The organism is Streptomyces sp. B5E4, assembly GCF_039871555.1.
Taxonomy (GTDB): Bacteria; Actinomycetota; Actinomycetes; order Streptomycetales; family Streptomycetaceae; genus Streptomyces.
Genome location: NZ_JBDPMI010000029.1, coordinates 1 through 23197, shown reverse-complemented (window position 1 = coordinate 23197; position 23197 = coordinate 1). Strand labels below are relative to the sequence as shown.

Below are 23197 nucleotides of genomic sequence, written 5' to 3'. Positions count from 1 at the left end.
TTTTATTACTGGCGGGTAGCATCATGGGTGGTCGCTGATCCCTTATGCCTGATACGGAGCCTGCGCATGGGCCACTACAAGTCGAACCTCCGGGACATCGAGTTCAACCTCTTCGAGGTGCTGGGCCGCGGCGACGTCTACGGCACGGGCCCCTTCGAGGACATGGACACCGAGACCGCGCGAAGCGTGCTCACGGAGATCGCCCGGCTGGCCGAGAACGACCTGGCCGAGTCCTTCACCGACGGCGACCGCAACCCGCCGGTCTTCGACCCGGAGACCGGCACCGCCCCCGTCCCGGCGGCCTTCAGGAAGTCGTACGAGACCTACATGGACGCCGAGTGGTGGCGCCTGGGCCTGCCCGAGGAGATCGGCGGCACGGCGACGCCGTCGTCGCTGATCTGGGCGTACGCCGAGATGGTGCTCGGCGCGAACCCCGCCGTGTGGATGTACGCCTCGGGGCCGGCCTTCGCCGGCGTGCTCTACGACGAGGGCACCGAGGAGCAGCGCAAGGCCGCGCGGCTGATGGTGGAGCGGCGCTGGGGCTCGACGATGGTGCTCACCGAGCCGGACGCCGGCTCCGACGTGGGCGCCGGGCGCGCGAAGGCGCTGGAGCAGCCCGACGGCACGTGGCACATCGAGGGCGTGAAGCGCTTCATCACCTCCGGCGAGCACGACCTGTCGGAGAACATCGTGCACTTCGTGCTGGCCCGCCCGGAGGGCGCCGGGCCCGGCACGAAGGGGCTGAGCCTGTTCGTCGTGCCCAAGTACGACTTCGACTGGGAGACCGGCGAGCTGGGCGAGCGCAACGGCGTCTACGCCACGAACGTCGAGCACAAGATGGGCCTGAAGGTCTCCAACACCTGCGAGCTGACCTTCGGCACCTCCTCTCCCGCGGGGACCCCGGCGAAGGGCTGGCTGCTCGGCGGCAAGCACGACGGCATCCGCCAGATGTTCAAGATCATCGAGTTTGCGCGGATGATGGTCGGCACGAAGGCCATCGCCACCCTCTCGACCGGCTACCTCAACGCGCTGGAGTACGCGAAGGAGCGCGTCCAGGGCCCGGACCTGGCGCAGTTCACCGACAAGACCGCGCCGCGCGTGACCATCACGCACCACCCGGACGTGCGCCGCTCGCTGATGACGCAGAAGGCGTACGCCGAGGGCATGCGCGCCCTCGTCCTCTACACCGCCTCCGTGCAGGACACCATCCAGGTCCGGGAGGCCGCGGGTGAGGACACCTCGGCGCAGCACGCGCTGAACGACCTGCTGCTGCCCATCGTCAAGGGGTACGGGTCGGAGAAGTCGTACGAGCAGCTCGCCCAGTCGCTGCAGACCTTCGGCGGCTCCGGCTATCTGCAGGAGTACCCGATCGAGCAGTACATCCGCGACGCGAAGATCGACACGCTCTACGAGGGCACCACCGCCATCCAGGGGCAGGACTACTTCTTCCGGAAGATCGTCCGCAACCAGGGACAGGCGCTCACCTCGCTGGCCGAGGAGATCAAGAAGTTCCTGGCCGAGGCGGTCGGCGGGGAGCAACTGGCCGCCGCGCGGGACGAGCTGGCCAGGGCGGCGGTGGACCTGGAGGCCATCGTCGGGGTGATGCTGGCCGACCTCGCGGCCACCGAGAAGGACGTGAAGTCCCTCTACAAGGTGGGGCTCAACACCACCCGCCTGCTGCTCGCCTCCGGCGACGTCGTGATCGCCTACCTGCTGCTCAAGGGCGCCGCGGTGGCCGCGGAGAAGCTGCCGGCGGCGGCGCCGAGGGACGTGGCGTTCTACCAGGGGAAGATCGCGGCGGCGAATTTCTTCGCGCGCAACGTGCTGCCGGGGGTCGGCGTGCAGCGGTCGCTGGCGGAGAGCACGGACCAGTCGCTGATGGAGCTGGACGAGGCCGCGTTCTGAGGCACGGGACGGGCCGGCGGAAGGCCGGTGGCGTACGGGCCGGGAAGCAGGGGCCCACGCGCTGAGACGGGCGTCGTATCCGGGCCCGGGTCCGGATACGGCGCCTTTTGACGACGACGAAGGCGCCGGATCCGGACCCCCGGAGGGCTCGCAGGGGGCGGGGTCAGTCCCGGTAGCCCCAGGCGGCGGCGTACTCCGCCAGCTTCGGCGACAGCTCGGCGGTCCCCTCCTCGAAGGAGCGGGCCGCCTGGATCCGGCCGGACTTGATGTTGTCGCTGCGGTCGCCGAGGTTGGGCCGGAGCCGGCCGTGGTCCTGCTCGCCGTACGCCAGCATCGACTCCTCGAACTCCACCTCCAGGTACGCGCACACCTCGCGCATGACCCGCTCCGGGTCGGAGGTCAGGTCCTCGTACGTGAGGGTGTGGCCGTCGAGCGCGGATCGGGCCCGCTCCAGCGGCTCGAAGTACTTCAGCGCGTTCGCCTCGTTCTGGGCGCGGGTGGAGGTGTTGGACTTGCGGTTGTCCAGCGAGCTGACGACGCCCTCGGGATGGCGCAGCAGGAACAGGAACTTCGCCTTCGGCCAGGCGTGCGTCAGCCGCTCCCAGGCCCACACGTTGCCCGGGGTCTTGTCGACGACGATGTCCTTGCCGCTGCGCTCCAGCTCCAGGTGGAGCACCCGGTCCCAGAGCACGTGCTCCAGCTCCACCTTGTCCAGGCCCAGTTCGTGCATGGACTGGTCGGAGAAGCCGGGGGTCAGCTCCACGCCGAGGGTGCGCAGGTGCAGCTCGTGCGGGGCGCGTATGCGGGAGTGGCTGTTGAGCAGCATGCGCAGCAGGGTGGAGCCGGAGCGTACCGGCGCGAGCACGAAGACCGGCGCCTCGACCTGCCGGGGCATGGGGTCCACCCCGTAGTCCAGCGCGACCGTCTTCTTGGGCGGGCGCGGGCCCTTCGGCCCGGCCTCCTCCGGCGTCTTCTGCGGCGTCGCGGCGCCGGGCGCCACCTGGGCCGCCTCCGCGCCCGGGACCGGGCCCGTCAGCTGCCGCGGCGGCCGGAGCGCCTCGCCCAGCAGGCGAGCTCTGCGCTTGATACCCGTGTTCACGACTCCCATGGCGCCTCTGCCACCCTTCCTCGCACCGTGCCTGCCCGTCACTCCCCCCGTGCGGACGGCCGGTGCCTCACTGGCAACAGGCGACGCGCACCCGGAAGAACGTAGGACAACGATTCAGCAAAGGCAATGGCTCGATTCCGCTTCTCACTCACGTCTTAGGCTTTGCCCATGACGTCTGTTTCCCCGCCCCGGTTCGACCGCAGCCACACCGATGACCTCGCCGGTTACCTCACCGCCTCCCCCACGCCGTACCACGCCGTGGCTGAGGCCGCCCGGCGGCTGGAAAAGGCCGGGTTCACCCAGCTCCGGGAGACCGACGCCTGGGACGCGACGGCCGGCGGCCGCTACGTGCTGCGCGGCGGCGCGCTCATCGCCTGGTACGTGCCGGAAGGCAGCGCCCCCGAGACGCCGTTCCACATCGTCGGCGCCCACACGGACTCGCCCAACCTGCGGGTCAAGCCGGTGCCGGACACCGGCGGGCACGGGTGGCGGCAGATCGCGGTGGAGGTCTACGGCGGGCCGCTGCTCAACAGCTGGCTGGACCGGGACCTGGGGCTGGCCGGCAGGCTGACGCTGCGGCCCGGCGCGACGCGCGCCGGCGCGGGCGACGGGGACGGTGCGGGCGCGGACCGTTCGGGCGCGGACGGCTCGGGTACGGGTGCGCACGGGCCGGGCGGCGCCGAGGTGCGGCTGGTCAACGTCGACCGGCCGCTGCTGCGCGTACCGCAGCTCGCCATCCACCTCGACCGGGGCGTGGTCTCCGAGGGCCTCAAGCTCGACAAGCAGCGCCACTCGACGCCGATCTGGGGCCTCGGCCCCGTACACGAGGGCGACCTCGTCGAGTTCCTGGCCGCGGAGGCCGGGGTCGCACCGGGCGACGTCATCGGCTGGGACCTGATGGTCCACAGCGTCGAGCCGCCGGCCTACCTCGGCCGCGACCGCGAACTGCTCGCGGGCCCGCGCATGGACAACCTCCTCTCCGTACACGCCGGCGTCGCCGCCCTCGCCGCCGCCGCGACGGCCGGCACCCCGCCGACCACGATCCCCGTGCTGGCCGCCTTCGACCACGAGGAGACCGGCAGCCAGTCCGACACCGGCGCGGAGGGGCCCCTCCTCGGCACCGTCCTGCGCCGCACCGTCGCCGCCCGCGGCGGCTCGTACGACGACACCGCCCGCGCGCTGGCCGGCTCCGTCTGCCTCTCCTCCGACACCGGCCACGCCGTGCACCCGAACTACCCCGAGCGCCACGAGCCCGGCCACCACCCGATGCCGAACGGGGGCCCGATCCTCAAGGTCAACGTCAACCAGCGCTACGCCACGGACGGCGCCGGCCGCGGGATCCTCGCCACCGCCTGCGAGCGGGCCGGGGTGCCGTGGCAGACGTTCGTCTCCAACAACGCGATGCCCTGCGGCACGACCATCGGCCCCCTCACGGCGGCCCGCCACGGGATCACGACCGTGGACATCGGGGTGGCCATCCTCTCGATGCACTCGGCGCGGGAGCTGTGCGGCGCGGAGGACCCGCACCTGCTGGCCGGCGCGCTGGCGGCGTTCCTGACGGAGTGAGCCCCGTGGGCCTCCTTTCGTAGCCATGGGCGTGGGCCTGGGCATGCGGGCGGCCGTGGCCTGAGCGGCTTCGGCACGGGGCATCGCCCGCACGGCGTCACGCGTACGGCCTGATGGCCACCGTGGCGTCGAGTTCGAGCCGGTTCTCCCCCGCCGGGGCCGGCAGGTCGAGCACCCGGTCCAGGATCCGGCCGCCCAGGCGTCCGCAGCCTTCGGTGCGCGGAGCGGTGAACTCCGTGTCCGCGGCGGCGAAGGAGACCATCAGCGGGTCCTCGGATATCACCTCCGTGGGGCGGGTGTCCTTCAGCACGAGGTGGATCGGCTCCGTGGCCGCCCCGCCTATGGAGCAGCCCTCCGGCAGCAGCGGGCCGCCGACCGCGAGGGTCAGGTCCAGCTCGCCGCGGCGGACGTCGTCGGCTTCGAAGTCGCTGAAGCCCCCGTACCGCGGGGTGAGCGTCAGCGGCGTCCCCCCGACCCGTACCGGCTCGGCGGTCATCTCGCCGAACACCTGCGCAAACGCGCCGTCCACCCGGCCTTCCGCGAACGTCAGCGTCATCGGCCGGTCGATGGGCTCGTCCACACCCCCGACGCGCAGCCGCCCCGTCGCGTGCATCACCTCGCAGCGCCAGGTCCCGGGATCGGCGCCCGCGGGCAGCTCGTCCGCCGCCGGGCAGGCGCCGAAGTCGAACGCGGGCCCGGGCGGGGCGGGGTCGGCGACGGCGCTTTCCGCGGAGGCGGGGGCGGCGCCGGCGGTGAGGACGGCGAGCAGGGCGGTGAGCGCGGTGGCCGCCAAGCGGGCTGCGCCCGTCCCGTACGACCTGCGGTTCCAGTTCTTCGTCATGCCCGCAGCATTACAGAGATTTCTCTGCAAAGAAAGCTCTGCAGAGGAACCTGTGGATAAACTGCGGGCCATGACGGACGAGCGGCACACGGTCAGCAGCCCGGAGGCGCTCAAGGCGCTCGCGCACCCGCTGCGGCTGCGCATCCTGCGCCACCTCTCGGTGCACGGCCCGGCGACATCGACGACGCTGGCGGCGGCGCTGGACGAGAACACCGGGACGCTCAGCTACCACCTGCGCATGCTGGAGCGCGGCGGCCTCATCGAGGACATCCCGGAGCGGTCGGCGGGCCGCGAGCGCTGGTGGCGGGGCGTACCGGGGCTGGACATCCGGCGCCCGCCGATGGACGACGTCACGGCGGGGGAGCGGGCGGTCATCGCGGAACTGGACCGGCTGCGCGGGGCGGAGGACCTGGAGCTGGCCCGGCGGTTCCTGGCGGGGCAGGGGGGAGAGGGCGACGACTCCGAGGAGGGCTGGCTGCGCGGGTCACGCGGGATGAGCCACCTGACGAAGGAGCAGCTCGACGCCTTCCACGACGACTACCTGGAACTCCTGGCCAAGTACCGCCACACCCCGGAAGACGCCGCCCCGGGCGCCCGCCCGGTCCACCTCCGCTGGTTCGGCATCCCGGCCGACTAGGAGGCGGGCTCCTCGTCCAGACCCGCCAGGATCAGGGGCAGGCGCCTCGCGCCCGACTGCGTGATGCGGATCGGGACGCCCCAGTCCTGTTGGTGTACGTGGCACGCCGGGTACTCCACCGACGGGTCGTCGTCGCAGCTTGCCGCCACTGCCGAGACGTGCAGTACGCCCTCCGTCGGGCCGTCCGGGGACAGGGACACCTCGCGGGTCAGGTCCGTGCCCGCGCCCTCGCCCGTCGTCAGGAGGGACGGCGGGGTGGCGCTCACCAGCAGGCGGGTGGCCGGGCCGTAGCGGGTGTCGAGTTTCTGGCCGGGCGGGGGGCGGAAGACGATGTCGAGCGACAGGGTGCCGGGGGCCACGTCCGTCGCCGCGCGCTGCGTGCGGTGGGCGACCGGGGGGACGCTGACCGCCGCCTCCGGGAGCCGCAGGCGGGTCAGGCGGTGGCGGGCGGACTCGACGACCACGATCTCGTCGCCGTCGACCACCGCGTCCGAGGGCTCCCGCAGGTCCGTCGCCAGCGTGGTCACGGTGCCGGTGGCCGGGTCGTAGCGGCGCAGGGCGTGGTTGTACGTGTCCGAGACCGCCACCGAGCCGTCCGGCAGCGCCGTGACGCCCAACGGGTGCTGCAGCAGCGCCCCGTCGCCCGGACCGTCGCGGTGGCCGAAGTCGAAGAGCCCGGTGCCGACCGCCGTGTGCACCCGGGACGGCCGCCCCGGACCGCCGCCAGACTCCAGCCATCGCAGCGCCGACGTCTCCGAGTCCGCGATCCACAGCCGGCCGTCCGTCGCCGCCAGACCCGAGGGCTGCGCGAACCACGCCTCGTCCGCGGGCCCGTCGAGCAGCCCCTCGTTCGTCGTGCCGGCCGCCGCCCGCACCGTGTCGGTCTCCGGGTCGTACGTCCACAGTTGGTGGACCCCCGCCATCGCGATCCACAGCCGGCCCTCGAACCACGCCACGTCCCACGGCGACGACAGGTCGACCTCACGCCCTCGTCCCGACGTCGGCGTGCCCTGCCACCACTGCCGCCCGGTCCCCGCCAGCGTCGTCACCGACCCGCCACCGAGGTCGACGGCCCTGACCGCGTGGTTCACGGTGTCCGCCACCGCCACCGCCCCCGACGGCAGCAGCGCCAGCCCCTGTGGCTCGTTGAAGCGCGGCGCCGCGCCGTCCGCGAACCCCCGCTCCCCGCTCCCGATCGCTCGCACCACCGTCTCGCCGTCCGGCTCCAGCTCCACCAGCCGGTGCCGCGTCGTGTCCGAGACGAGCAGGTTGCCCGACGGCAGCCGCAGCGCCTTCCCGGGGAACCGCAGGTGCGTCGCGACCGGCTCGGGCGCGATGTACGGACCGTCCCCCCGCCGCAGCGTGCCCTTCGCCGCGTGCTCGTCCTCCAGCTCCGCGACCAGCCGCCCGATGGCGTGGACGTGCCCCTCACCGGCGTGCTGCGCGACGACGTACCCCTCCGGGTCGATCACCACCAGCGTCGGCCACGCCCGTACCGCGTACTGCTTCCACGTCGCCAGCTCCGGGTCGTCGAGCACCGGGTGGTGCACCCCGTAGCGCTCGACGGCGTCCACGACCGCCGCGTGCTCGGCCTCGTGCACGAACTTCGGCGAGTGCACGCCGACGACGACCACCGTGTCCCGGTGCTTCTCCTCCAGCTCGCGCAGCTCGTCCAGGACGTGCAGGCAGTTGATGCAGCAGAACGTCCAGAAGTCCAGGATCACGATGCGGCCGCGCAGCGCGGCGAGGCTCAGCTCCACCCCGCCGGTGTTCAGCCAGCCGCCCCTGCCGACCGGCTCGGGAGCCCGCACCCGGGCACGTTTCGCCATGAGCAGAGCCAACCACACCCCGGGCGCACCCATTCCCCACGGCCCACGCCGGGCGCCGGGGCCCGGCGTGGCCCCGGCCCTACGGCCGCCCCAGCACCCGGTCCCGTAGCGCGGGGAAGTCCTCCCGCGTCCGCGGCACCCGCGCCGGATCCAGCTCCGCCCGCAGGACTTCCTCGTCCTCGCCGGCCTCCGCCAGGATCTCGCCCCACGGGTCCACGATCATGCTGTGCCCCGCCTGGTCGACCCCGCCCGTCGTCCCCGCCGTGCTGCAGGCCAGGACGTACGCCTGGTTCTCCACCGCCCGCGCCTGCGCCAGCAGCCGCCAGTGCGCGCGGCGCTGCGCGGGCCAGCCCGCCGGGATGACGAAGGTCTGCGCGCCCTTGTCGGTCAGGGCCCGGAACAGCTCGGGGAAGCGCAGGTCGTAGCAGGTGGCGAGGCCTAGGACGGTGTCGGGGAGGACCGCGGTGACGACCTCGTCGCCTGCGCCCATGAGGACCGCCTCGCCGCGGTCGAAGCCGAAGCGGTGGATCTTGCGGTACGTGCCCGCCGGCGCGCCGTCCGGCGCGAAGAGCAGGCTCGTGTTGAACAGCGTCCCCGCGGCGTCCCGCTCCACGAGCGACCCCGCGTGCAGCCACACGCCCGCGTCCCGGGCCGCCGCCGCCATCGCCGCCGCCGTGGGCCCGTCGAGGGGCTCCGCCGCGGCCGCGAAGTCGTCGAAGGCGAACGCGCCCACGTGCCACAGCTCCGGGAGCACCACCAGCGCGGAGCCCGCCTCGGCACGTACGAGCGCCGCCGCACGGTCCCGTCGGCTTTCCACGGTTTCCTCCGGATCCACCCGAATCTGGATCAGAGAAGCGCGCACCTTACCACCACCTCGAAGCCCAAGTCGTCTGCCTTACCGCATAATCGTCGCCCGAAAGCACTGCCGGGGCACCCGCGCGCAGCGTAACTTAGGGCCTGCCGTGCATCTCGCGAACGATCCCGTAAGGGGTAGTGTGACCGTCCACTCCAGCCTCCAGCCGTCCATCGATGCCTGGGCCCACTCGGCCGAGGCCATTTCCGAACTCGTGGCACCGCTCTCCGAGGGGGAGTGGAGCGGTCGAAGCGGCCTGCCGGGGTGGTCCGTACGGGATGTCGTCTCCCACATCATCGGCGCCGAGTGCGAGGCACTCGGCGACCCCCGGCCGATCCACAACCTGCCGGCCGACCTCATGCACATCACGGGCGAGAAGGCGCGCTACGTCGAGGTGCAGGTCGACACGCGGCGCCACCACACCGCGCCGGAGATGACGGCCGACCTCGAATACACGCTGATCCGCCGCCGGCGCCAGCTCCGCGACGAGAAGCGGGCACCGGACGCCAGGATGCGCGGGGCGTTCGGCAGCGAGATGACGCTCGCGGAGCTGACGCACTACCGGGCCTTCGACATATGGGTGCACGAGCAGGACATCCGCCGCGCGCTCGGCAAGCCGGGGAACATCGACTCCCCCGGCGCGCACCTCGCGCGCGACGAGCTGCTGGCGCGGCTGCCGAAGGTGGTCGCCGACGACGCGGCGGCGCGGCCGGGGTCGATCGTGGTCGTGGACGTGACGGGCCCGGTGGAGTTCATGCGGACGGTACGGGTCGGGGAGGACGGCCGGGGGTCCGTCGACGGCAGCGTCTCGCTCGGGCCGACGGTCACGCTGACGACGGACTGGGAGACGTACCTGTGGCTGGCGACGGGCCGGCTGCGGGCGGCCGCGGCGGCCGACCGGGTGAAGGTGGAGGGCGACGCGAAGCTGGCGGAGTCGGTCCTGCGGCACTTCACGGTGACGGACTGACGGCGCGCCGCACGGCCCGCGGTCCGTACGACGGCGCCCCGCAAGCGCCCGTACGGGCCCGGGTGACGCTGCCGCCTCACTCGTAAGGGGGCAGCCCTCATCCGACCGGCACAGCCCGGCGGGCGACCCGCGCCCGGCCACCCCAGGCTGATCATGTGAGCATCAGCCAGGAACAGCTTCTCCGCTGCAGCGTCGCCGTCGACATCGGGGCCTCCCGCACCCGCGTCTATCTCAAGGGCATCGGCCTCGTCGTGGACGAGCCGAGCGCCGTCGCCATCAACACCCGCACCGGCGCCCTGGTGGCCGTCGGCGGGCAGGCCGACGCGATGACCGGACGCACCCCCGACCACATCCAGGTCGCCCGGCCCGTGGGGCCGAACGGCATCACCGACATCGAGATGGCCCAGCGCATGCTGCGCCACCTCATCCACGCCAAGGTCCGCAGATCCTGGCGCTTCCACCCCTCGCTACGGGCGGCGGCGTGCACCCCGCACGACGCCGAGCCGCTGACGCAGCGGGCGATGATCGACACGCTGGCGGGGCTGGGCGCCAGGCGGGTCGTCCTCGTCGACACCCTCATCGCCACGGCGGTGGGCTGCGGGCTGCCGGTGCCGGCGGCGGAGGGCACGATGATCGTGGTGTGCGGTGCGGCGATGACCCAGATCGCGGTGCTGTCGCTGGGGAACGTGGTCGCCGCCGAGAAGGTGCCGGTGGGCGGGCAGGCGGTGGACCGGGCGCTGGTGGAGCACCTGCGCATCAACCACGAGGTGATGCTGCGCAGCCACACCGTCAGCCAGGTGCACCGCGAGCTGTCGCTCGCCGGCGCGCAGGGCGCGGCGACGCTGGAGGTGCTGGGCCGCGACGTGGTCTCGGGCCGTCCGCGTACGGTCCAGGTCGACCCGGCGGCGGTGGGACAGGCCGCGGGCGTGCCGATGCTGGCGGTGCTGGACGGGATCCGCTCGGTGCTGCGGCGCTGCCCGCCGGATCTGGTGGCGGACATCGGGGACCGCGGGATCGTGCTGGCGGGCGAGAGCGCGACGATGCCGGGTCTGGAGACGATGCTGCGCACGTCGGTGGGGCTGCCCGTCCACATCGCCGAACGCCCGGACGTGGCGGCGGTGGTGGGCCTCGGCTCCATGGTCGAGAACGGCGCTCCCCCGGAGTCCATCCCCGACGCGACCTCGGGCCCGGCGGGCTTCCACGAGCCCGGCCCGATGACCAAGCCCGCCCCGCAGCCCAACCAGACCCCCGAAGTGGCCACGGAGGTCGCGACGGACTAGCCGCGGACCCGTGACCGACCGGCCGGGCCCGCCTTACGCGGGTACGTGGACGGCCGAGACGCGGCTGGCGACCAGGCGTTCGCGTTCACGCCGGTGGGCTCGCCCGCGCAGGCGCAGGATCTGCGTCGTGCCCAGGATCTGCAGGACGAAGATGCTCGCGAAGGCGATGCCGTAGCGGTCGCCGGTCGCGTCCAGCAGCAGGCCCACGGCCAGCAGGGTGGTGATCGACGCGGTGAAGCCGCCCATGTTGACGATGCCGGACGCCGTGCCCAGCCGCTCCGGCGGGTTCGCCGGGCGGGCGAAGTCGAAGCCGATCATCGACGCGGGCCCGCACGCGCCCAGCACGCAGCACAGCACCACCAGCAGCCAGCCCGGCGCGTGCGCCCCCGGCCAGCTCAGCACCGTGCCCCACACCAGCGCCGTCGCCGCCACCGTGCCCAGCGCCAGCGGCAGCCGCGCCGCGTGGTGCCGGGCGACGAGGTGGCCGTAGACGAGGCCGACCGCCATGGTGGACAGCACCAGCACCGTCAGGAGCTGGCCGGCCTCCGCGCGGCTCGCGCCCTGGGCCTCGACGAGGAACGGCAGCCCCCACAGCAGCAGGAAGACCATCGCCGGGAACTGGGTGGTGAAGTGCACCCAGAAGCCCAGCCGGGTGCCCGGCTCGCGCCAGGCGCCGGTTATCTGCGCGCGGATGCCGCCGTCGTGGTGGTCCTCGGGGGGCGGCGAGACGTAGTCGCGGGGCTGGTCGCGCAGGAAGAGCAGGACCAGGACGAACATGACCGCGCCGGCCACCGCGCTGCCCGCGAAGGTCGGGGTCCAGCCGAACTCCTGGAGCATGCGGGCGAGTACGAGCGTCGAGACCAGGTTGCCCGCCATTCCGACGAGCCCCGCGAGCTGCGCTATCAGCGGCCCGCGGCGGGCGGGGAACCAGCGCGCGCCCAGCCGCAGGATGCTGATGAACGTCATCGCGTCGCCGCAGCCGAGGAGCGCGCGGGAGGCGAGGGCGGCGCCGTACGTGTCGGAGAGCGCGAAGCCGAACTGCCCCGCCGTGTACAGCACGATGCCCATCGCCAGCACCCGGCGGGTGCCGAGCCGGTCGACGAGCAGGCCGACGGGGATCTGCATCCCGGCGTAGACGACGAGCTGGAGTATGGAGAAGCCCGACAGGGCGGAGGCGCCGACGTCGAAGCGCTCGGCGGCGTCGATGCCGGCGACGCCCAGGCTCGTACGGTACGTGACGGCGACGAAGTAGACGGCGACGCCGAGGCTCCAGACGGCGGCGGCCTGAAGTCCGCCGGGCGGGTCGCCGGGCAGGCCGCGGGCACTGGCGGCGCCCCCCGCGCGCACGGCGGTCACCGCAGGTCCCCGCGCAACAGGTCCCGTACGGAGGCGACGTGGCCGTGCACCGCGGCGGCGGCCGTGTCGGCGCTGCCGCTGCGCAGCGCCTGGAGGATGTCGGCGTGCTCGGCGAGCGAGCGGTGCATGCGGTCGGGCTGGGCGTTCATGAGCGCGACGCCCATGCGGAGCTGGCGGTCGCGGAGTTGGTCGTAGAGACGGACGAGGATGGCGTTGCCCGCGTTGCGGACGATCTCGGCGTGGAAGCAGCGGTCGGTGACGGACGCGGCGGCGCGGTCGTCGGCCTCGACGTGCCGGCGCTGCTCCTCCAGCAGCTCTTCGAGCCGGGTGAGCAGCGCGGCGGGCGCGGGTACGGACCGGCGGGCGGCGTGCTCCTCGACGAGCATCCGGGTCTCGACGACGTCGGCGATCTCCTGCGCCGAGACGGGCAGGACGAACGCACCCTTCTTCGGGTACAGCTCCAGCAGTCCCTCGGCCTGCAGCCGCAGCAGCGCCTCGCGCACGGGTGTCCGGGAGACGCCGACGGCGTCGGCCAGCTCGCCCTCGGTGAGCATCGTGCCGCCCTCGTAACGCCGTTCCAGCACGCCTTGCTTGACGTGGGTGTAGACGCGGTCGGCGGCGGGCGCGGGCTTGGCGGGGGCGGCGGGGCTCGGGGGCATGCGCACAGCATAGATACCACACGTATGCGTACGCCGCCGCCGTCCGCGATACGGACGGGAGTTCACGGGTACGTACGCACGCGAACGCCCCCGGCGCCCGTCTGACGGGGCCGGGGGCGTGGGCGTACCGCGGGGTCAGCCCCAGGTGAGCAGCCGCTTCGGCCGTTCCAGGACCGCCGCGACGTCCGCGAGCACCTTCGAGCCCAGCTCCCCGTCGACCAGCCGGTGGTCGAAGGAGAGCGCGAGCGTCGTCACGTGCCGCGGCTTGACCTTGCCGTTGTGCACCCACGGCTGCAGCCTGATCGCGCCGAAGGCGAGGATCGCCGGTTCGCCGGGGTTGAGGATCGGCGTGCCGGTGTCGATGCCGAAGACGCCGACGTTGGTGATCGTCACCGAGCCGTTCTGCATCGCCTCCGGCGTCGTCCTGCCCTCGCGGGCGGTGCTCACCAGGCCGGCCAGCTCGGTGGCCAGCTCGGGGAGCGATCTGGCGTGCGCGTCCTTGATGTTCGGCACGATCAGACCGCGCGGGGTGGCGGCGGCGATGCCGAGGTTCACGTAGTGCCTGCGGACGATCTCCTGACGGTCCTCGTCCCAGGCGGAGTTGACCTCGGGGTTGCGCCGGATCGCCAGCAGCAGGGCCTTGGCGACGAGCAGCAGCGGGTTGATCCGCAGCCCGGCGAGATCGGGGTCCTCCTTCAGCTCCCGTACGAGCTTCATCGTGCGGGTGACGTCGACGGTGACGAACTCCGTGACGTGCGGCGCGGTGAAGGCGCTGGTGACCATCGCCTGCGCGGTGGCCTTGCGGACGCCCTTGATGGGGATGCGGGTCTCGCGGGCGGTGGAGGCCGGCTCGGCGGCGGGGGCCGGCTGTGCGGTGGGCCGGGCGGCCGGTGCGGGCTGCGCGGGCGCGGCAGGTGCCGGGGCCGCGGCGGCGTGGACGTCGTCGCGGGTGATGACGCCGCCGTCGCCGGTGGGCACGACGGCGGTCAGGTCGACGCCGAGGTCCCTGGCGAGCTTGCGCACGGGCGGCTTGGCGAGCACGCGACCACCAGCGGCGGGCGCGGCGGGTGCCGCGGCGGCGCGTGCTTCCGGCACGTCCGCGGTGCCGGCTGCGGCGGCGGGGCCGCCGGACGCAGCGGGGGCGCCGGTACCGGCGGGCGCCTGCGGCGCCTGCGGTGGCGCGGCCCGGCCGTTCAGCTCGGCCTGGATCGCCGCCGAGGCCGCTGCCGTCTCGGCGGCGGGCTGCGGCTTGCGCGGACGGCGCTTCGTCGAGCTCTGCGCCACGCCGTAGCCCACGAGCACCGGCTCGCGCTTGGCGCCCGCCCCGCCGCCGGGCGCGCCGGAGCCGCCGGCGCGCGGGTCATGCGAGGTCCCGGCCGCGCCCTCCGTTCCGGTCTCAGGCACCGCGGCCTCCCCGCCCGCGGGAGCGGTCCGGTCGGCCGGGGCCTCGGTCCCCCCGGGTCCGGGGCCGGCCCCGGGTTCCGTGTCGACGGCGATGATCGCCGTTCCGACGTCGACCGTGTCGCCCTCGGCGAAGCGGATCTCCTGCACCACCCCGTCGTACGGGATCGGCAGCTCGACCGCCGCCTTCGCCGTCTCCACCTCGCACACCACCATGCCGTCGTGCACGGTGTCGCCGGGCTGGACGTACCACTTGAGGATCTCCGCCTCCGTCAGGCCCTCGCCCACGTCGGGCAGCCTGAACTCGCGGAGGCGCGCGGTGTTGCTCATGGTCACGGACACGCTCCCTGTTCAGTACGCAAGCGCGCGGTCGACGGCATCGAGCACCCGGTCGAGGTTGGGGAGGTACTCCTCCTCCAGCCTCGCCGGCGGGTACGGCGCGTGGAACCCGCCGACGCGCAGCACCGGGGCCTCCAGATGGTAGAAGCACCGCTCCGTGATGCGCGCGGCGATCTCCCCGCCGGAGCCGTAGAACACCGGGGCCTCGTGCACGACGACCAGCCTGCCCGTCTTCTCCACCGAGCGCTGCACGGTGTCGAAGTCGATGGGCGACATCGACCGCAGGTCCACGACCTCCAGCGACGTGCCCTCCTCCGCCGCCGCCGCGGCGACCTCCAGACACGTCTTCACCATCGGCCCGTACGCGGCGAGCGTGAGGTCCGTGCCCTCCCGGGCGATCCGCGCCTCGTGCAGCGGGCCGGGGATCGCGGAGGTGTTGACCTCGCCCTTGTCCCAGTAGCGCCGCTTGGGCTCGAAGAAGATCACCGGGTCGTCGCTGTGGATGGCCTGCTGGAGCATCCAGTACGCGTCCGCGGGCGTCGAGGGCGAGATGCACTTCAGCCCCGCCACGTGCGCGAACAGCGCCTCGGGCGACTCGCTGTGGTGCTCGACCGCGCCGATGCCGCCGCCGTAGGGAATCCGGATGACGACCGGCAGCTTGACCGTGCCCAGCGCCCGCGCGTGCATCTTCGCGAGCTGCGTGACGATCTGGTCGTACGCGGGGAAGACGAACCCGTCGAACTGGATCTCCACCACCGGCCGGTAGCCCCGCAGCGCCAGCCCGATCGCGGTGCCGACGATGCCGGACTCGGCCAGCGGCGAGTCGATGACCCGGTCCTCGCCGAAGTCCTTCTGCAGCCCGTCGGTGACGCGGAAGACGCCGCCCAGCTTGCCGACGTCCTCGCCGATGACGAGCACCTTGGCGTCGTCCTCCATGGCCGTGCGCAGCGATGCGTTGATCGCCTTGGCCAGTGCCATCTTCTCGACCGCCATGCTCAGTGCCCCTTCCCGGCGGCGGCGCCCGCCTCGTCCGCGAAGGACGCCTGGTACGCCGCGTACTGCGTGCGCTCCTCGTCCACGACGGCGTGCCCGTCGGCGTAGATGTTCTCGAAGATGGCCATCGGGTCCGGGTCCGCCATGGTCCTGATGGCCTCGCGCACCCGCTTGGCCAGCGCGTCGCTCTCCTCGTCGAGCTCGGCGAAGAACGCCTCGTCGGCGAGGTGTTCCCGCTCCAGCAGGGTGCGCAGCCGCAGGATCGGGTCCTTGGCCTCCCAGGCGGCGCGCTCGTCGTCGCGGCGGTAGCGGGTGGGGTCGTCGGAGGTGGTGTGGGCGCCCATGCGGTACGTGTACGCCTCGACCAGCATCGGGCCCTGGCCGGAGCGGGCGTGCTCCAGCGCCTTGCGGGTGACGGCGAGCACGGCGAGCACGTCGTTGCCGTCGACGCGGACGCCGGGGAAGCCGTAGCCGGCGGCGCGGCGGTAGAGCGGGACGCGGCTCTGGCGCTCGGTGGGCTCGGAGATGGCCCACTGGTTGTTCTGGCAGAAGAAGACGACCGGCGCGTTGTAGACGGCGGCGAAGGTGAACGCCTCGGCGACGTCGCCCTGGCTGGAGGCACCGTCGCCGAAGTACGCCACGACGGCGGAGTCGGCGCCGTCCTTGGCGACGCCCATGGCGTAGCCGGTGGCGTGCAGCGTCTGGGAGCCGATGACGATCGTGTAGAGGTGGAAGTTGTTGCTGTTCGGGTCCCAGCCGCCGTTGTTCACGCCGCGGAACATGCCGAGCAGGAGCGTCGGGTCCACGCCGCGGCACCAGGCGACGCCGTGCTCGCGGTACGTGGGGAAGACGTAGTCGTCCTCGCGGGTCGCCCGGCCGGAGCCGACCTGGGCGGCCTCCTGGCCGAGCAGCGAGGGCCACAGACCCAGCTCGCCCTGGCGCTGGAGGGTGACGGCCTCGGCGTCGAAGCGGCGGGTGAGGACCATGTCGCGGTAGAGGCCGCGCAGCTCCTCGGGGCTCGGGTCGACGGCGTACTCGGGGTGCTCGACGCGCTCGCCCTCGGGGGTGAGGAGCTGGACCAGTTCGAGGGCGTCGGCGGAGCCGTCGCCGGGCGGCACGGCCCCGGCGGGTGCCGCGTTGGCGGACTTCGCCGGCTTGGCGGCGGCCTCGGCCGTCTTCCTCGCGGGCGCCGTCTTCTTCGCCGCGGTCTTCTTCGCCGCGGTCTTCTTGGCGGCGGCCTTCTTCGCGGGCGGCTTGGCGTTCGCGGTCGCCTTCTTGGCCGGCGTCTTCCTGGCCGCTGCCTTCTTCGCGGGCGCCGCGGGCGTCTCGGGCGCCGCCGTCGCGGCGGCGCTCCCGCCGTCGCTCCCGCTGGTGCGCTTGCTGCTGCGGCGCGGGTCGCGCGCGGCAGTGCTCTCGGTCACGGTCTCTCCTGACGTCTCTCCGGCCCCCGGGATCGCCGGTGGCCTTCGGTCCCCCGCGGCAGCGGAGGGCGGCTCACCCGATTCCCATACGTGCACGGGGTGGGTGCACCGATGGGGGTCGGGGGTGACAGGCGCCCGGCATCCTTCCCACTGGCAGGCACGTTACACAGTGGTCCGCTGCTTCGCGAAGCGGTCCTGACCTGCGGTTTTGCTTTGATTTCCTAGTAACGCAGGAGCCGGCTCGCCTCGTCGGCATCAGGTCCACTGGTCACAGCCTCGCAGGCTGCCGGAACACTGGCACGTTATCCCGGCGGCCCTGAGCGCGGGAAGACCCAGTATGTGAGACTGGGACAGTGGCCATAGATGCGAAAATCACCGTATTCCTACTCGATGACCACGAAGTGGTCCGTCGGGGGGTACACGAGATGCTTCAGGCCGAACCGGACATCGAGGTCGTCGGCGAGGCCGGCACCGCCGCCGACGCGCTCGTCCGCATCCCCGCGGTACGGCCCGACGTGGCCGTGCTGGACGTCCGGCTGCCCGACGGCAGCGGCGTCGAGGTCTGCCGGGAGATCCGCTCCCGGGACGAGAGCATCAAGTGCCTCATGCTCACCTCGTTCGCCGACGACGAGGCCCTCTTCGACGCGATCATGGCGGGCGCGTCCGGGTACGTGCTGAAGGCCATCCGCGGCAACGAGCTGCTGACCGCCGTACGCGACGTGGCCGCCGGCAAGTCGCTGCTCGACCCGGTGGCGACGGCGCGGGTGCTGGAGCGGCTGCGCGACGGCGGGCGCGGGCGGGAGGACGAGCGGCTGGCCGGGCTGACGGACCAGGAGCGCCGGATCCTCGACCTGATCGGCGAGGGGCTGACGAACCGGGCCATCGGCGAGCGGCTGCACCTGGCGGAGAAGACGATCAAGAACTACGTGTCCAGCCTGCTGTCGAAGCTGAACATGGAGCGCCGGTCGCAGGCGGCGGCGTACGTCGCCCGCCGGCAGGCGGAACGGGGCGGAAGCGGCGACCGGGACCGGGAGGGGTAGGCCCCCTCCCCTCAGCCCTCGGTGCCGGCGGCGCCGCCGTTCGCCTGGCCCTCGACGACCTCGCCCCCGATCTCGCCGCCCTCGACCTCGCCCGTCGTCTCCCCGGTGGTCTCGCCCGTGGTCTCACCGGTCGTCTCCCCGGTGGTCTCGCCCGTCGTGCTGCCGCCGCCGTCGGTCGTGCCGCCGCTGCCCTCGCTCGTGCTGCCGCCGACGTCGTCGGTCGGCTCGCTGGGCGAGCCGGTGGGGCTGCCGGTGCCGGTCGGGGAGTCCGTCGGCGAGGTGCTCGGCGGGGGCTCGGAGGTCTCCTCCCACGTCGGCTCGTCGTCGTGGTACGTCGGCTCTTCCTCCGTGGGCGAGGGCGAGTCCTCCTCCTTCTCCTCGTCCTTCGTCGGAGTCGGCTCCTGCTTCGTCGGCGACGGCGGCGCCTGCTTCTTGTCGTCGCCGTCACCGCCGCTCAGCGCGAAGGCCACGCCCAGCACTATGGCGATCACCGCCAGCGCCGCGATCGCCCACATCCTGCCGCGTCCCCGGCCCGCCCGGCGCGGGCCGGGCTCGAAGCCGCCGTCGTCGGGACCGCTGGTCCGCAGCAGCCGCTGCGGGGTGTCGCCGCCCGCGGAGGCGAGCGCCGCGGTGGCCGCGGTGGCGCCGACGGCCGGGGTGCCCATCGGCGGCGTACCGCCGACGGCGACGGCGCCGGTGTCCCACGTGCCGGTGTGCGGGCCGACGTCGCGCAGCATGCGCAGCGCGTACTGCAGGAGGCCCAGCATCTCGTCGGCGGTCTGGAAGCGGTCCTCGGGCTCCTTGGCCAGCGCGCGCATCACCAGGCCGTCCAGCTCCGGCGGCGCGTCCGCGCTGATCTGGGAGGGCGGCACGGCGTTGTCCTGCGCGTGCTGGTAGACCACGGCCAGCGGGGTCTCGCCGACGAACGGCGGGCGGCCGGTCAGCAGCTCGTACAGCAGGCAGCCGACCGCGTAGAGGTCGGAGCGGGTGTCGACGGCCCGGCCGAGCGCCTGCTCGGGCGACAGATACTGCGGCGTGCCCATGACCATGCCGGTCTGGGTCATGGTGGAGGCCGCGCCGTGCAGCGCGCGGGCGATGCCGAAGTCCATCACCTTCACCGCGCCGGTGGTGGTGATGATGACGTTCGCGGGCTTGATGTCGCGGTGGACGATGCTGTGCTGGTGGCTGTAGGCCAGCGCCTCCAGCACACCCGAGATGATCAGCAGCGCCTGGTCGGGCGGCGGGATCTCGGCGCCGGTCAGCAGCTCCTTGATCGTCCGGCCCTCGACCAGCTCCATGACGATGTACGGCACGGTGCTGCCGGCGACCTGGTCCTCACCCGAGTCGTACACCGCGACGACCGCGTGGTGGTTCAGGCCCGCGACCGACTGCGCCTCGCGCGTGAAGCGGGCCTTGGAGACCGGGTCCTCGGCCAGATCGCTGCGCAGCAGCTTGACCGCGACCTCGCGGCCGAGGCGCACGTCCTCCGCGGCGAAGACCTCGGCCATACCGCCGCGGCCGAGGCGGCGGGTCAGCCGGTAGCGCCCGTCTCCGACGAGCCCGCCGACCCCCCAGTTCTCCGGAGAGTCAGCCATACCGCCGCGGCCCGGCCCGTTCGCCGACGGCTCCTCGGGGGGCTCCGTCTGTGACATCAGTTCCTCGCGGTGGTTCGGTCTCGGCGTCGTCTCGTCGTGTTCCGTCGTCTGTTCCGGTTACGGGGCACGCTACCTCCTGCCCCTGACACACCGGATCCCGCTGAACGGAACATGCAACCGGGTCCGGGGGTCCGTACGCAAATCCCGGACAGGCCCGGTGGTGGGGAGGGGTGCGCGGGGCGAGGGGCGGGCGGGGCGGCGGTGCGCGGTGGGTAAAGGGGGTGCAAAGGGACGCCGCAAGGGGGCAGGTGGTCACGGAACGGGCAACCCGCTTGACCTCTCCTGAGCCTGAGGCAGACTTTCAGCATCAAGCAGGCACCCGGGGGAGATCCAGCATGACCGAGTACGGCGGCCAGGACGACTACACCGGCCGATCCGTCGGGGGCGGCCGCTACCGGCTCCTCGACCTGCTGGGCACGGGCGGCATGGCCTCCGTCCACCTCGCCCACGACACCGTGCTCGACCGCCAGGTCGCGGTGAAGACGCTCCACACCGAGCTGGGCCGCGAGGACTCCTTCCGCGAGCGCTTCCGCCGCGAGGCCCAGGCCGTCGCCCGGCTGTCGCACCAGAACGTCGTCTCCGTCTTCGACACCGGCGAGGACCGCTTCGGGGGCGACGGCGGCGGGCCCGTGCCGTACATCGTCATGGAGTACGTCGAGGGCCGCCCGCTGCGCTCGGTGCTCGACGAGGACGTGGCGCGGTTCGGCGCGATGCCGACGGAGAAGGCGCTGCGGATCGTCTCGGACGTGCTGGCCGCGCTCGACGCCAGCCACGAGATGGGGCTGGTGCACCGCGACATCAAGCCGGGGAACGTCATGATGACGCGCCGCGACCAGGTCAAGGTGATGGACTTCGGTATCGCCCGCGCCGTGCAATCCGGCGTCACGTCGATGACGCAGACGGGCATGGTCGTCGGCACCCCGCAGTACCTCTCCCCCGAGCAGGCCCTGGGCCGCGGCGTCGACGCCCGCTCCGACCTGTACTCGGTCGGCGTGATGCTCTTCGAGCTGCTCACCGGCCGGCTGCCGTTCGACGCGGACTCGCCGCTGGCCATCGCGTACGCGCACGTGCAGGAGCCGCCGCCGGCGCCGTCGTCGATCAACGTCACGGTGCCGCAGGTGGTCGACGCACTGGTGGCGCGGGCGCTGGCGAAGAACCCCGACGACAGGTTCGCCGGCGCCGAGGAGATGCGCGAGGAGGTGCGCCGGGCCGGCGGTATGACGCCGCCGGGCGCAATGCCGTCCGTCATCGCCGGTGGGCACGCGCGCGACTCGGGCGCGGGCGTCGGCTCGGCGGTGTTCCCGCCGGTCAACCCGTACCAGTCGCCGCCCCCGGGCGCCCCCACCCCGTACCAGCCGATGCAGCAGCAGGGCTTCGGCCCGCCCCAGCAGCAGCAGTCGCAGCAGCACGGGGGGTACCAGACGCCCCAGCCGTACTCGCTCAGCCCGCAGGCCGGGCACGGCGGGGGCGGTGCGGGCGGCGCCAGGGGGAACAGGAACGTCGCGGTCATCGGACTGACCGTCGTCATCGCCATCGCGGTGATCGCGGCCACCGCCATCGTCCTCGTGCTCAACGGCGGCGACGACGGCGAACCGGAGGCCAAGCCGACCGGCGGCCAGACCCAGCAGGACCCGGACTCCGACCCGACCGCCGACCCCGGGACCGACGACGGGGACGACAGCGGCGGCGAGGGCACCGACGGCGGCAAGGGCGAGGGCGGCATGATCCCGCCGGACCGGTCCCGCACGATCGAGAAGACCCGCTGCACGGAGCCGATGACCGACCCCCAGAACGAGAAGCTGGTCCGGGTGCCGGACTTCACCTTCAAGGACTACCAGTCGGTGCGCGAGTGCCTGCGCGCGGCGCAGTGGTCGTACGAGGTGGACGAGGAGCCCGACGAGCTGTGGGGCAAGGACACCGTGCTGGAGCAGAACTTCGACGAGTACGACGACTACTTCGACCCGTCGAAGGACAAACTGGAGCTGGTCATCGCGACGGGGTACGCGCAGTAGGGGTCCCCGCCCCCCGCAGGACCGCGGGCCGGTTCGTACCGTAGGACGAACCGGCCCGGTGCCGTGGGGATCCCGGAGGTATCCGCGTCAGAGGTACGGGCCGCCGGTGCGGCCGTGCTCCGGGCCCATCTCGCCCGGCTCCTCGCCGCCGAGGCTGCCGGCGGGCAGCGCCCGGCGCATCTGCTCAAGCTGCGCCCGCGCGGCCATCTGCTGCGCGAACAGCGTCGTCTGGATGCCGTGGAAGAGCCCTTCGAGCCAGCCGACCAACTGCGCCTGCGCGATACGCAGCTCCGCCTCCGTGGGCACGGTCTCGTCGGTGAACGGCAGCGTCAGCCGCTCCAGCTCGTCGATCAGGTCGGGCGCGAGGCCGTCCTCCAGCTCCTTCACGGAACTGGAGTGGATCTCCTTCAGCCGGGCCCGGCTCGCCTCGTCCAGGGGCGCGGCCCGCACCTCCTCCAGCAACTGCTTGATCATGCTGCCGATGCGCATGACCTTCGCCGGCTGCTCGACCTTGTCGGTCAGCGGGATCTCGCGGCCCTCCTCGTCCGCGCCGCCGTCGCCCGGCGCGACGGTCCCGCGTGCCATGCCGTCGGGTCCGACCACCACCACCTGGGGGGTCTCGGGGGGGCGCTCGTTGCTCGGAGTATTCATAGGCCCATTGTCGCGCACCCACCCGGGGCAGGGGCTATCGGGATCTTGGGCGGCGCGGGTCGCCGGGGTCCGGTCGGGTGTGGTCGCTGGTCGGAGGGCCGGGCGCGATGCCGTCCCGGCTCTCCGGCGGACGGCGGAGGTCCAGCATGTGGAAGACCTTGTCGTAGCGGCGGTCCCCGACGGCCACGAAACCGGGGAGCCTGCCGTACTCCGTGAAGCCCAGCGAGCCGTAGAGGCGCAGGGCGGCGTCGTTGTCGCCGCGGGCGTCGAGGGTCAGGACCTCGATGCCGGCGGACCGCGCGTCAGCGACCAGCGCGGCGGCCAGCGCCCGGCCCACCCCGCGGCCGTGCGCATCTGCGGCCACCGCGAGCTTCTCCAGGTCGGCGTGGGGGCGGTGGGTGGGGCGGGCGTAGCGGAGCCAGTAGCCGAGGCCGAGCAGCCGGTCGCCGAGATACGCGGCACGCAGCGCCGCGTCGCCGGCGCGGGCGGCGGCGGATACGTCGTCGAGGAGCGCGGCCACCTCGGCGGCGGACGGCGGCTCGACCCAGCCGAGCGCGGCGCCGTCGCGGACGAGGGCGTCGAGGACGCGGTGGGCGGCGGCGGGGATGGCGGCGGCCAGGTGGGGGGCGGCGGCGAGGGCGGGGGCGGTGAGGAGGGTGGCTTCGTGCGGGAGGGGACGTGAGG

19 protein-coding genes are annotated in these 23197 nt (G+C 73.2%); 7 read left to right on the top strand and 12 right to left on the bottom strand.

The annotated features are described in order from the left end of the window. The first annotated feature begins 66 nt into the window (after positions 1-66). Positions 67-1905 carry an acyl-CoA dehydrogenase gene (locus ABGA99_RS28810; protein ID WP_347578020.1) on the top strand — a complete coding sequence of 613 codons (1839 nt, stop codon included), beginning with the start codon at positions 67-69 and terminating at the stop codon, positions 1903-1905. A 163-nt stretch (positions 1906-2068) separates the two neighbouring features. Here the strand turns inward: ABGA99_RS28810 and ABGA99_RS28805 are convergent, their stop codons facing one another. Then, positions 2069-3013, bottom strand: a complete 945-nt coding sequence (locus ABGA99_RS28805; RefSeq protein ID WP_347583746.1) for a sulfotransferase — start codon at positions 3011-3013, stop codon at positions 2069-2071. A gap of 168 nt (positions 3014-3181) precedes the next feature. On the opposite strand from ABGA99_RS28805, the gene ABGA99_RS28800 reads away from it, so the two are divergent. Next, positions 3182-4579 carry a M18 family aminopeptidase gene (locus tag ABGA99_RS28800; RefSeq protein ID WP_347583745.1) on the top strand — a complete coding sequence of 466 codons (1398 nt, stop codon included), beginning with the start codon at positions 3182-3184 and terminating at the stop codon, positions 4577-4579. Positions 4580-4676: 97 nt separating this feature from the next. On the opposite strand, the gene ABGA99_RS28795 is transcribed toward ABGA99_RS28800, so the two are convergent. Continuing rightward, positions 4677-5420: a hypothetical protein gene (locus ABGA99_RS28795; protein WP_347578017.1), complete on the bottom strand. Its 744-nt coding sequence runs from the start codon at positions 5418-5420 to the stop codon at positions 4677-4679. Between the two features lie 70 nt (positions 5421-5490). Between ABGA99_RS28795 and ABGA99_RS28790 the strand changes: the two genes are divergently transcribed. Continuing rightward, on the top strand, positions 5491-6057 hold the full coding sequence (locus tag ABGA99_RS28790) for a helix-turn-helix domain-containing protein (protein WP_347578016.1): 567 nt from the start codon (positions 5491-5493) through the stop codon (positions 6055-6057). On the opposite strand, the gene ABGA99_RS28785 is transcribed toward ABGA99_RS28790, so the two are convergent. Further along, the gene (locus tag ABGA99_RS28785; protein WP_347583744.1) at positions 6054-7886 is read right to left on the bottom strand and encodes an NHL domain-containing thioredoxin family protein; all 1833 of its coding nucleotides are present in this window, start codon (positions 7884-7886) and stop codon (positions 6054-6056) included. The genes ABGA99_RS28790 and ABGA99_RS28785 overlap by 4 nt on opposite strands. A 79-nt stretch (positions 7887-7965) precedes the next feature. After that, the gene (locus ABGA99_RS28780; protein ID WP_347578014.1) at positions 7966-8748 is read right to left on the bottom strand and encodes a carbon-nitrogen family hydrolase; all 783 of its coding nucleotides are present in this window, start codon (positions 8746-8748) and stop codon (positions 7966-7968) included. 133 nt (positions 8749-8881) lie between these two features. Here ABGA99_RS28780 and ABGA99_RS28775 point away from each other — a divergent pair, with 133 nt between their 5' ends. After that, positions 8882-9706, top strand: coding sequence for a maleylpyruvate isomerase family mycothiol-dependent enzyme (locus ABGA99_RS28775; protein WP_347583743.1), 825 nt, complete (start codon positions 8882-8884; stop codon positions 9704-9706). A gap of 155 nt (positions 9707-9861) precedes the next feature. After that, entirely contained in the window at positions 9862-10986 is a 1125-nt protein-coding gene (locus ABGA99_RS28770; protein WP_347578012.1) for a rod shape-determining protein, read from the top strand. Between the two features lie 33 nt (positions 10987-11019). Here ABGA99_RS28770 and ABGA99_RS28765 read toward each other — a convergent pair whose 3' ends face one another. From ABGA99_RS28765 to pdhA, 5 genes are all read right to left on the bottom strand, one after another. Next, positions 11020-12342: an MFS transporter gene (locus ABGA99_RS28765; protein ID WP_347583742.1), complete on the bottom strand. Its 1323-nt coding sequence runs from the start codon at positions 12340-12342 to the stop codon at positions 11020-11022. Continuing rightward, positions 12339-13001 (bottom strand): GntR family transcriptional regulator, encoded by a 663-nt coding sequence (locus ABGA99_RS28760; RefSeq protein ID WP_347578010.1) that lies wholly within the window; start codon positions 12999-13001, stop codon positions 12339-12341. Before ABGA99_RS28760 ends, ABGA99_RS28765 begins: the two co-directional genes overlap by 4 nt. Before the next feature lie 135 nt (positions 13002-13136). Beyond that, positions 13137-14732 (bottom strand): dihydrolipoamide acetyltransferase family protein, encoded by a 1596-nt coding sequence (locus ABGA99_RS28755; RefSeq protein ID WP_347583780.1) that lies wholly within the window; start codon positions 14730-14732, stop codon positions 13137-13139. Between the two features lie 21 nt (positions 14733-14753). After that, positions 14754-15734, bottom strand: a complete 981-nt coding sequence (locus ABGA99_RS28750) for an alpha-ketoacid dehydrogenase subunit beta (RefSeq protein ID WP_347578009.1) — start codon at positions 15732-15734, stop codon at positions 14754-14756. A 2-nt stretch (positions 15735-15736) separates the two neighbouring features. Further along, positions 15737-17155: a pyruvate dehydrogenase (acetyl-transferring) E1 component subunit alpha gene (pdhA, locus tag ABGA99_RS28745; RefSeq protein ID WP_347583741.1), complete on the bottom strand. Its 1419-nt coding sequence runs from the start codon at positions 17153-17155 to the stop codon at positions 15737-15739. A gap of 353 nt (positions 17156-17508) precedes the next feature. Between pdhA and ABGA99_RS28740 the strand changes: the two genes are divergently transcribed. Continuing rightward, positions 17509-18195: a response regulator transcription factor gene (locus tag ABGA99_RS28740; RefSeq protein WP_347578007.1), complete on the top strand. Its 687-nt coding sequence runs from the start codon at positions 17509-17511 to the stop codon at positions 18193-18195. An 11-nt stretch (positions 18196-18206) separates the two neighbouring features. Here ABGA99_RS28740 and ABGA99_RS28735 read toward each other — a convergent pair whose 3' ends face one another. Continuing rightward, positions 18207-19847 carry a protein kinase gene (locus ABGA99_RS28735; protein ID WP_347578006.1) on the bottom strand — a complete coding sequence of 547 codons (1641 nt, stop codon included), beginning with the start codon at positions 19845-19847 and terminating at the stop codon, positions 18207-18209. A 338-nt stretch (positions 19848-20185) separates the two neighbouring features. On the opposite strand from ABGA99_RS28735, the gene ABGA99_RS28730 reads away from it, so the two are divergent. Next, positions 20186-21862, top strand: coding sequence for a protein kinase (locus ABGA99_RS28730; protein WP_347583740.1), 1677 nt, complete (start codon positions 20186-20188; stop codon positions 21860-21862). An 87-nt stretch (positions 21863-21949) separates the two neighbouring features. Here the strand turns inward: ABGA99_RS28730 and ABGA99_RS28725 are convergent, their stop codons facing one another. Together ABGA99_RS28725 and ABGA99_RS28720 are read right to left on the bottom strand one after the other, a co-directional pair. Beyond that, entirely contained in the window at positions 21950-22513 is a 564-nt protein-coding gene (locus tag ABGA99_RS28725) for a bacterial proteasome activator family protein (protein ID WP_347578004.1), read from the bottom strand. 34 nt (positions 22514-22547) lie between these two features. Next, the gene (locus ABGA99_RS28720; protein ID WP_347583779.1) at positions 22548-23132 is read right to left on the bottom strand and encodes a GNAT family N-acetyltransferase; all 585 of its coding nucleotides are present in this window, start codon (positions 23130-23132) and stop codon (positions 22548-22550) included. Positions 23133-23197: the final 65 nt, after the last annotated feature.

Coding starts and splice junctions, on each gene's coding strand:
- ABGA99_RS28790 (WP_347578016.1), top strand. CDS start 5,491: ATGACGGACGAGCGGCACACGGTCAGCAGCCCGGAGGCGCTCAAGGCG.
- ABGA99_RS28805 (WP_347583746.1), bottom strand. CDS start 3,013: ATGGGAGTCGTGAACACGGGTATCAAGCGCAGAGCTCGCCTGCTGGGC.
- ABGA99_RS28755 (WP_347583780.1), bottom strand. CDS start 14,732: ATGAGCAACACCGCGCGCCTCCGCGAGTTCAGGCTGCCCGACGTGGGC.
- ABGA99_RS28795 (WP_347578017.1), bottom strand. CDS start 5,420: ATGACGAAGAACTGGAACCGCAGGTCGTACGGGACGGGCGCAGCCCGC.
- ABGA99_RS28730 (WP_347583740.1), top strand. CDS start 20,186: ATGACCGAGTACGGCGGCCAGGACGACTACACCGGCCGATCCGTCGGG.
- ABGA99_RS28785 (WP_347583744.1), bottom strand. CDS start 7,886: ATGGCGAAACGTGCCCGGGTGCGGGCTCCCGAGCCGGTCGGCAGGGGC.
- ABGA99_RS28735 (WP_347578006.1), bottom strand. CDS start 19,847: ATGTCACAGACGGAGCCCCCCGAGGAGCCGTCGGCGAACGGGCCGGGC.
- ABGA99_RS28725 (WP_347578004.1), bottom strand. CDS start 22,513: ATGAATACTCCGAGCAACGAGCGCCCCCCCGAGACCCCCCAGGTGGTG.
- ABGA99_RS28750 (WP_347578009.1), bottom strand. CDS start 15,734: ATGGCGGTCGAGAAGATGGCACTGGCCAAGGCGATCAACGCATCGCTG.
- ABGA99_RS28800 (WP_347583745.1), top strand. CDS start 3,182: ATGACGTCTGTTTCCCCGCCCCGGTTCGACCGCAGCCACACCGATGAC.
- ABGA99_RS28760 (WP_347578010.1), bottom strand. CDS start 13,001: ATGCCCCCGAGCCCCGCCGCCCCCGCCAAGCCCGCGCCCGCCGCCGAC.
- ABGA99_RS28810 (WP_347578020.1), top strand. CDS start 67: ATGGGCCACTACAAGTCGAACCTCCGGGACATCGAGTTCAACCTCTTC.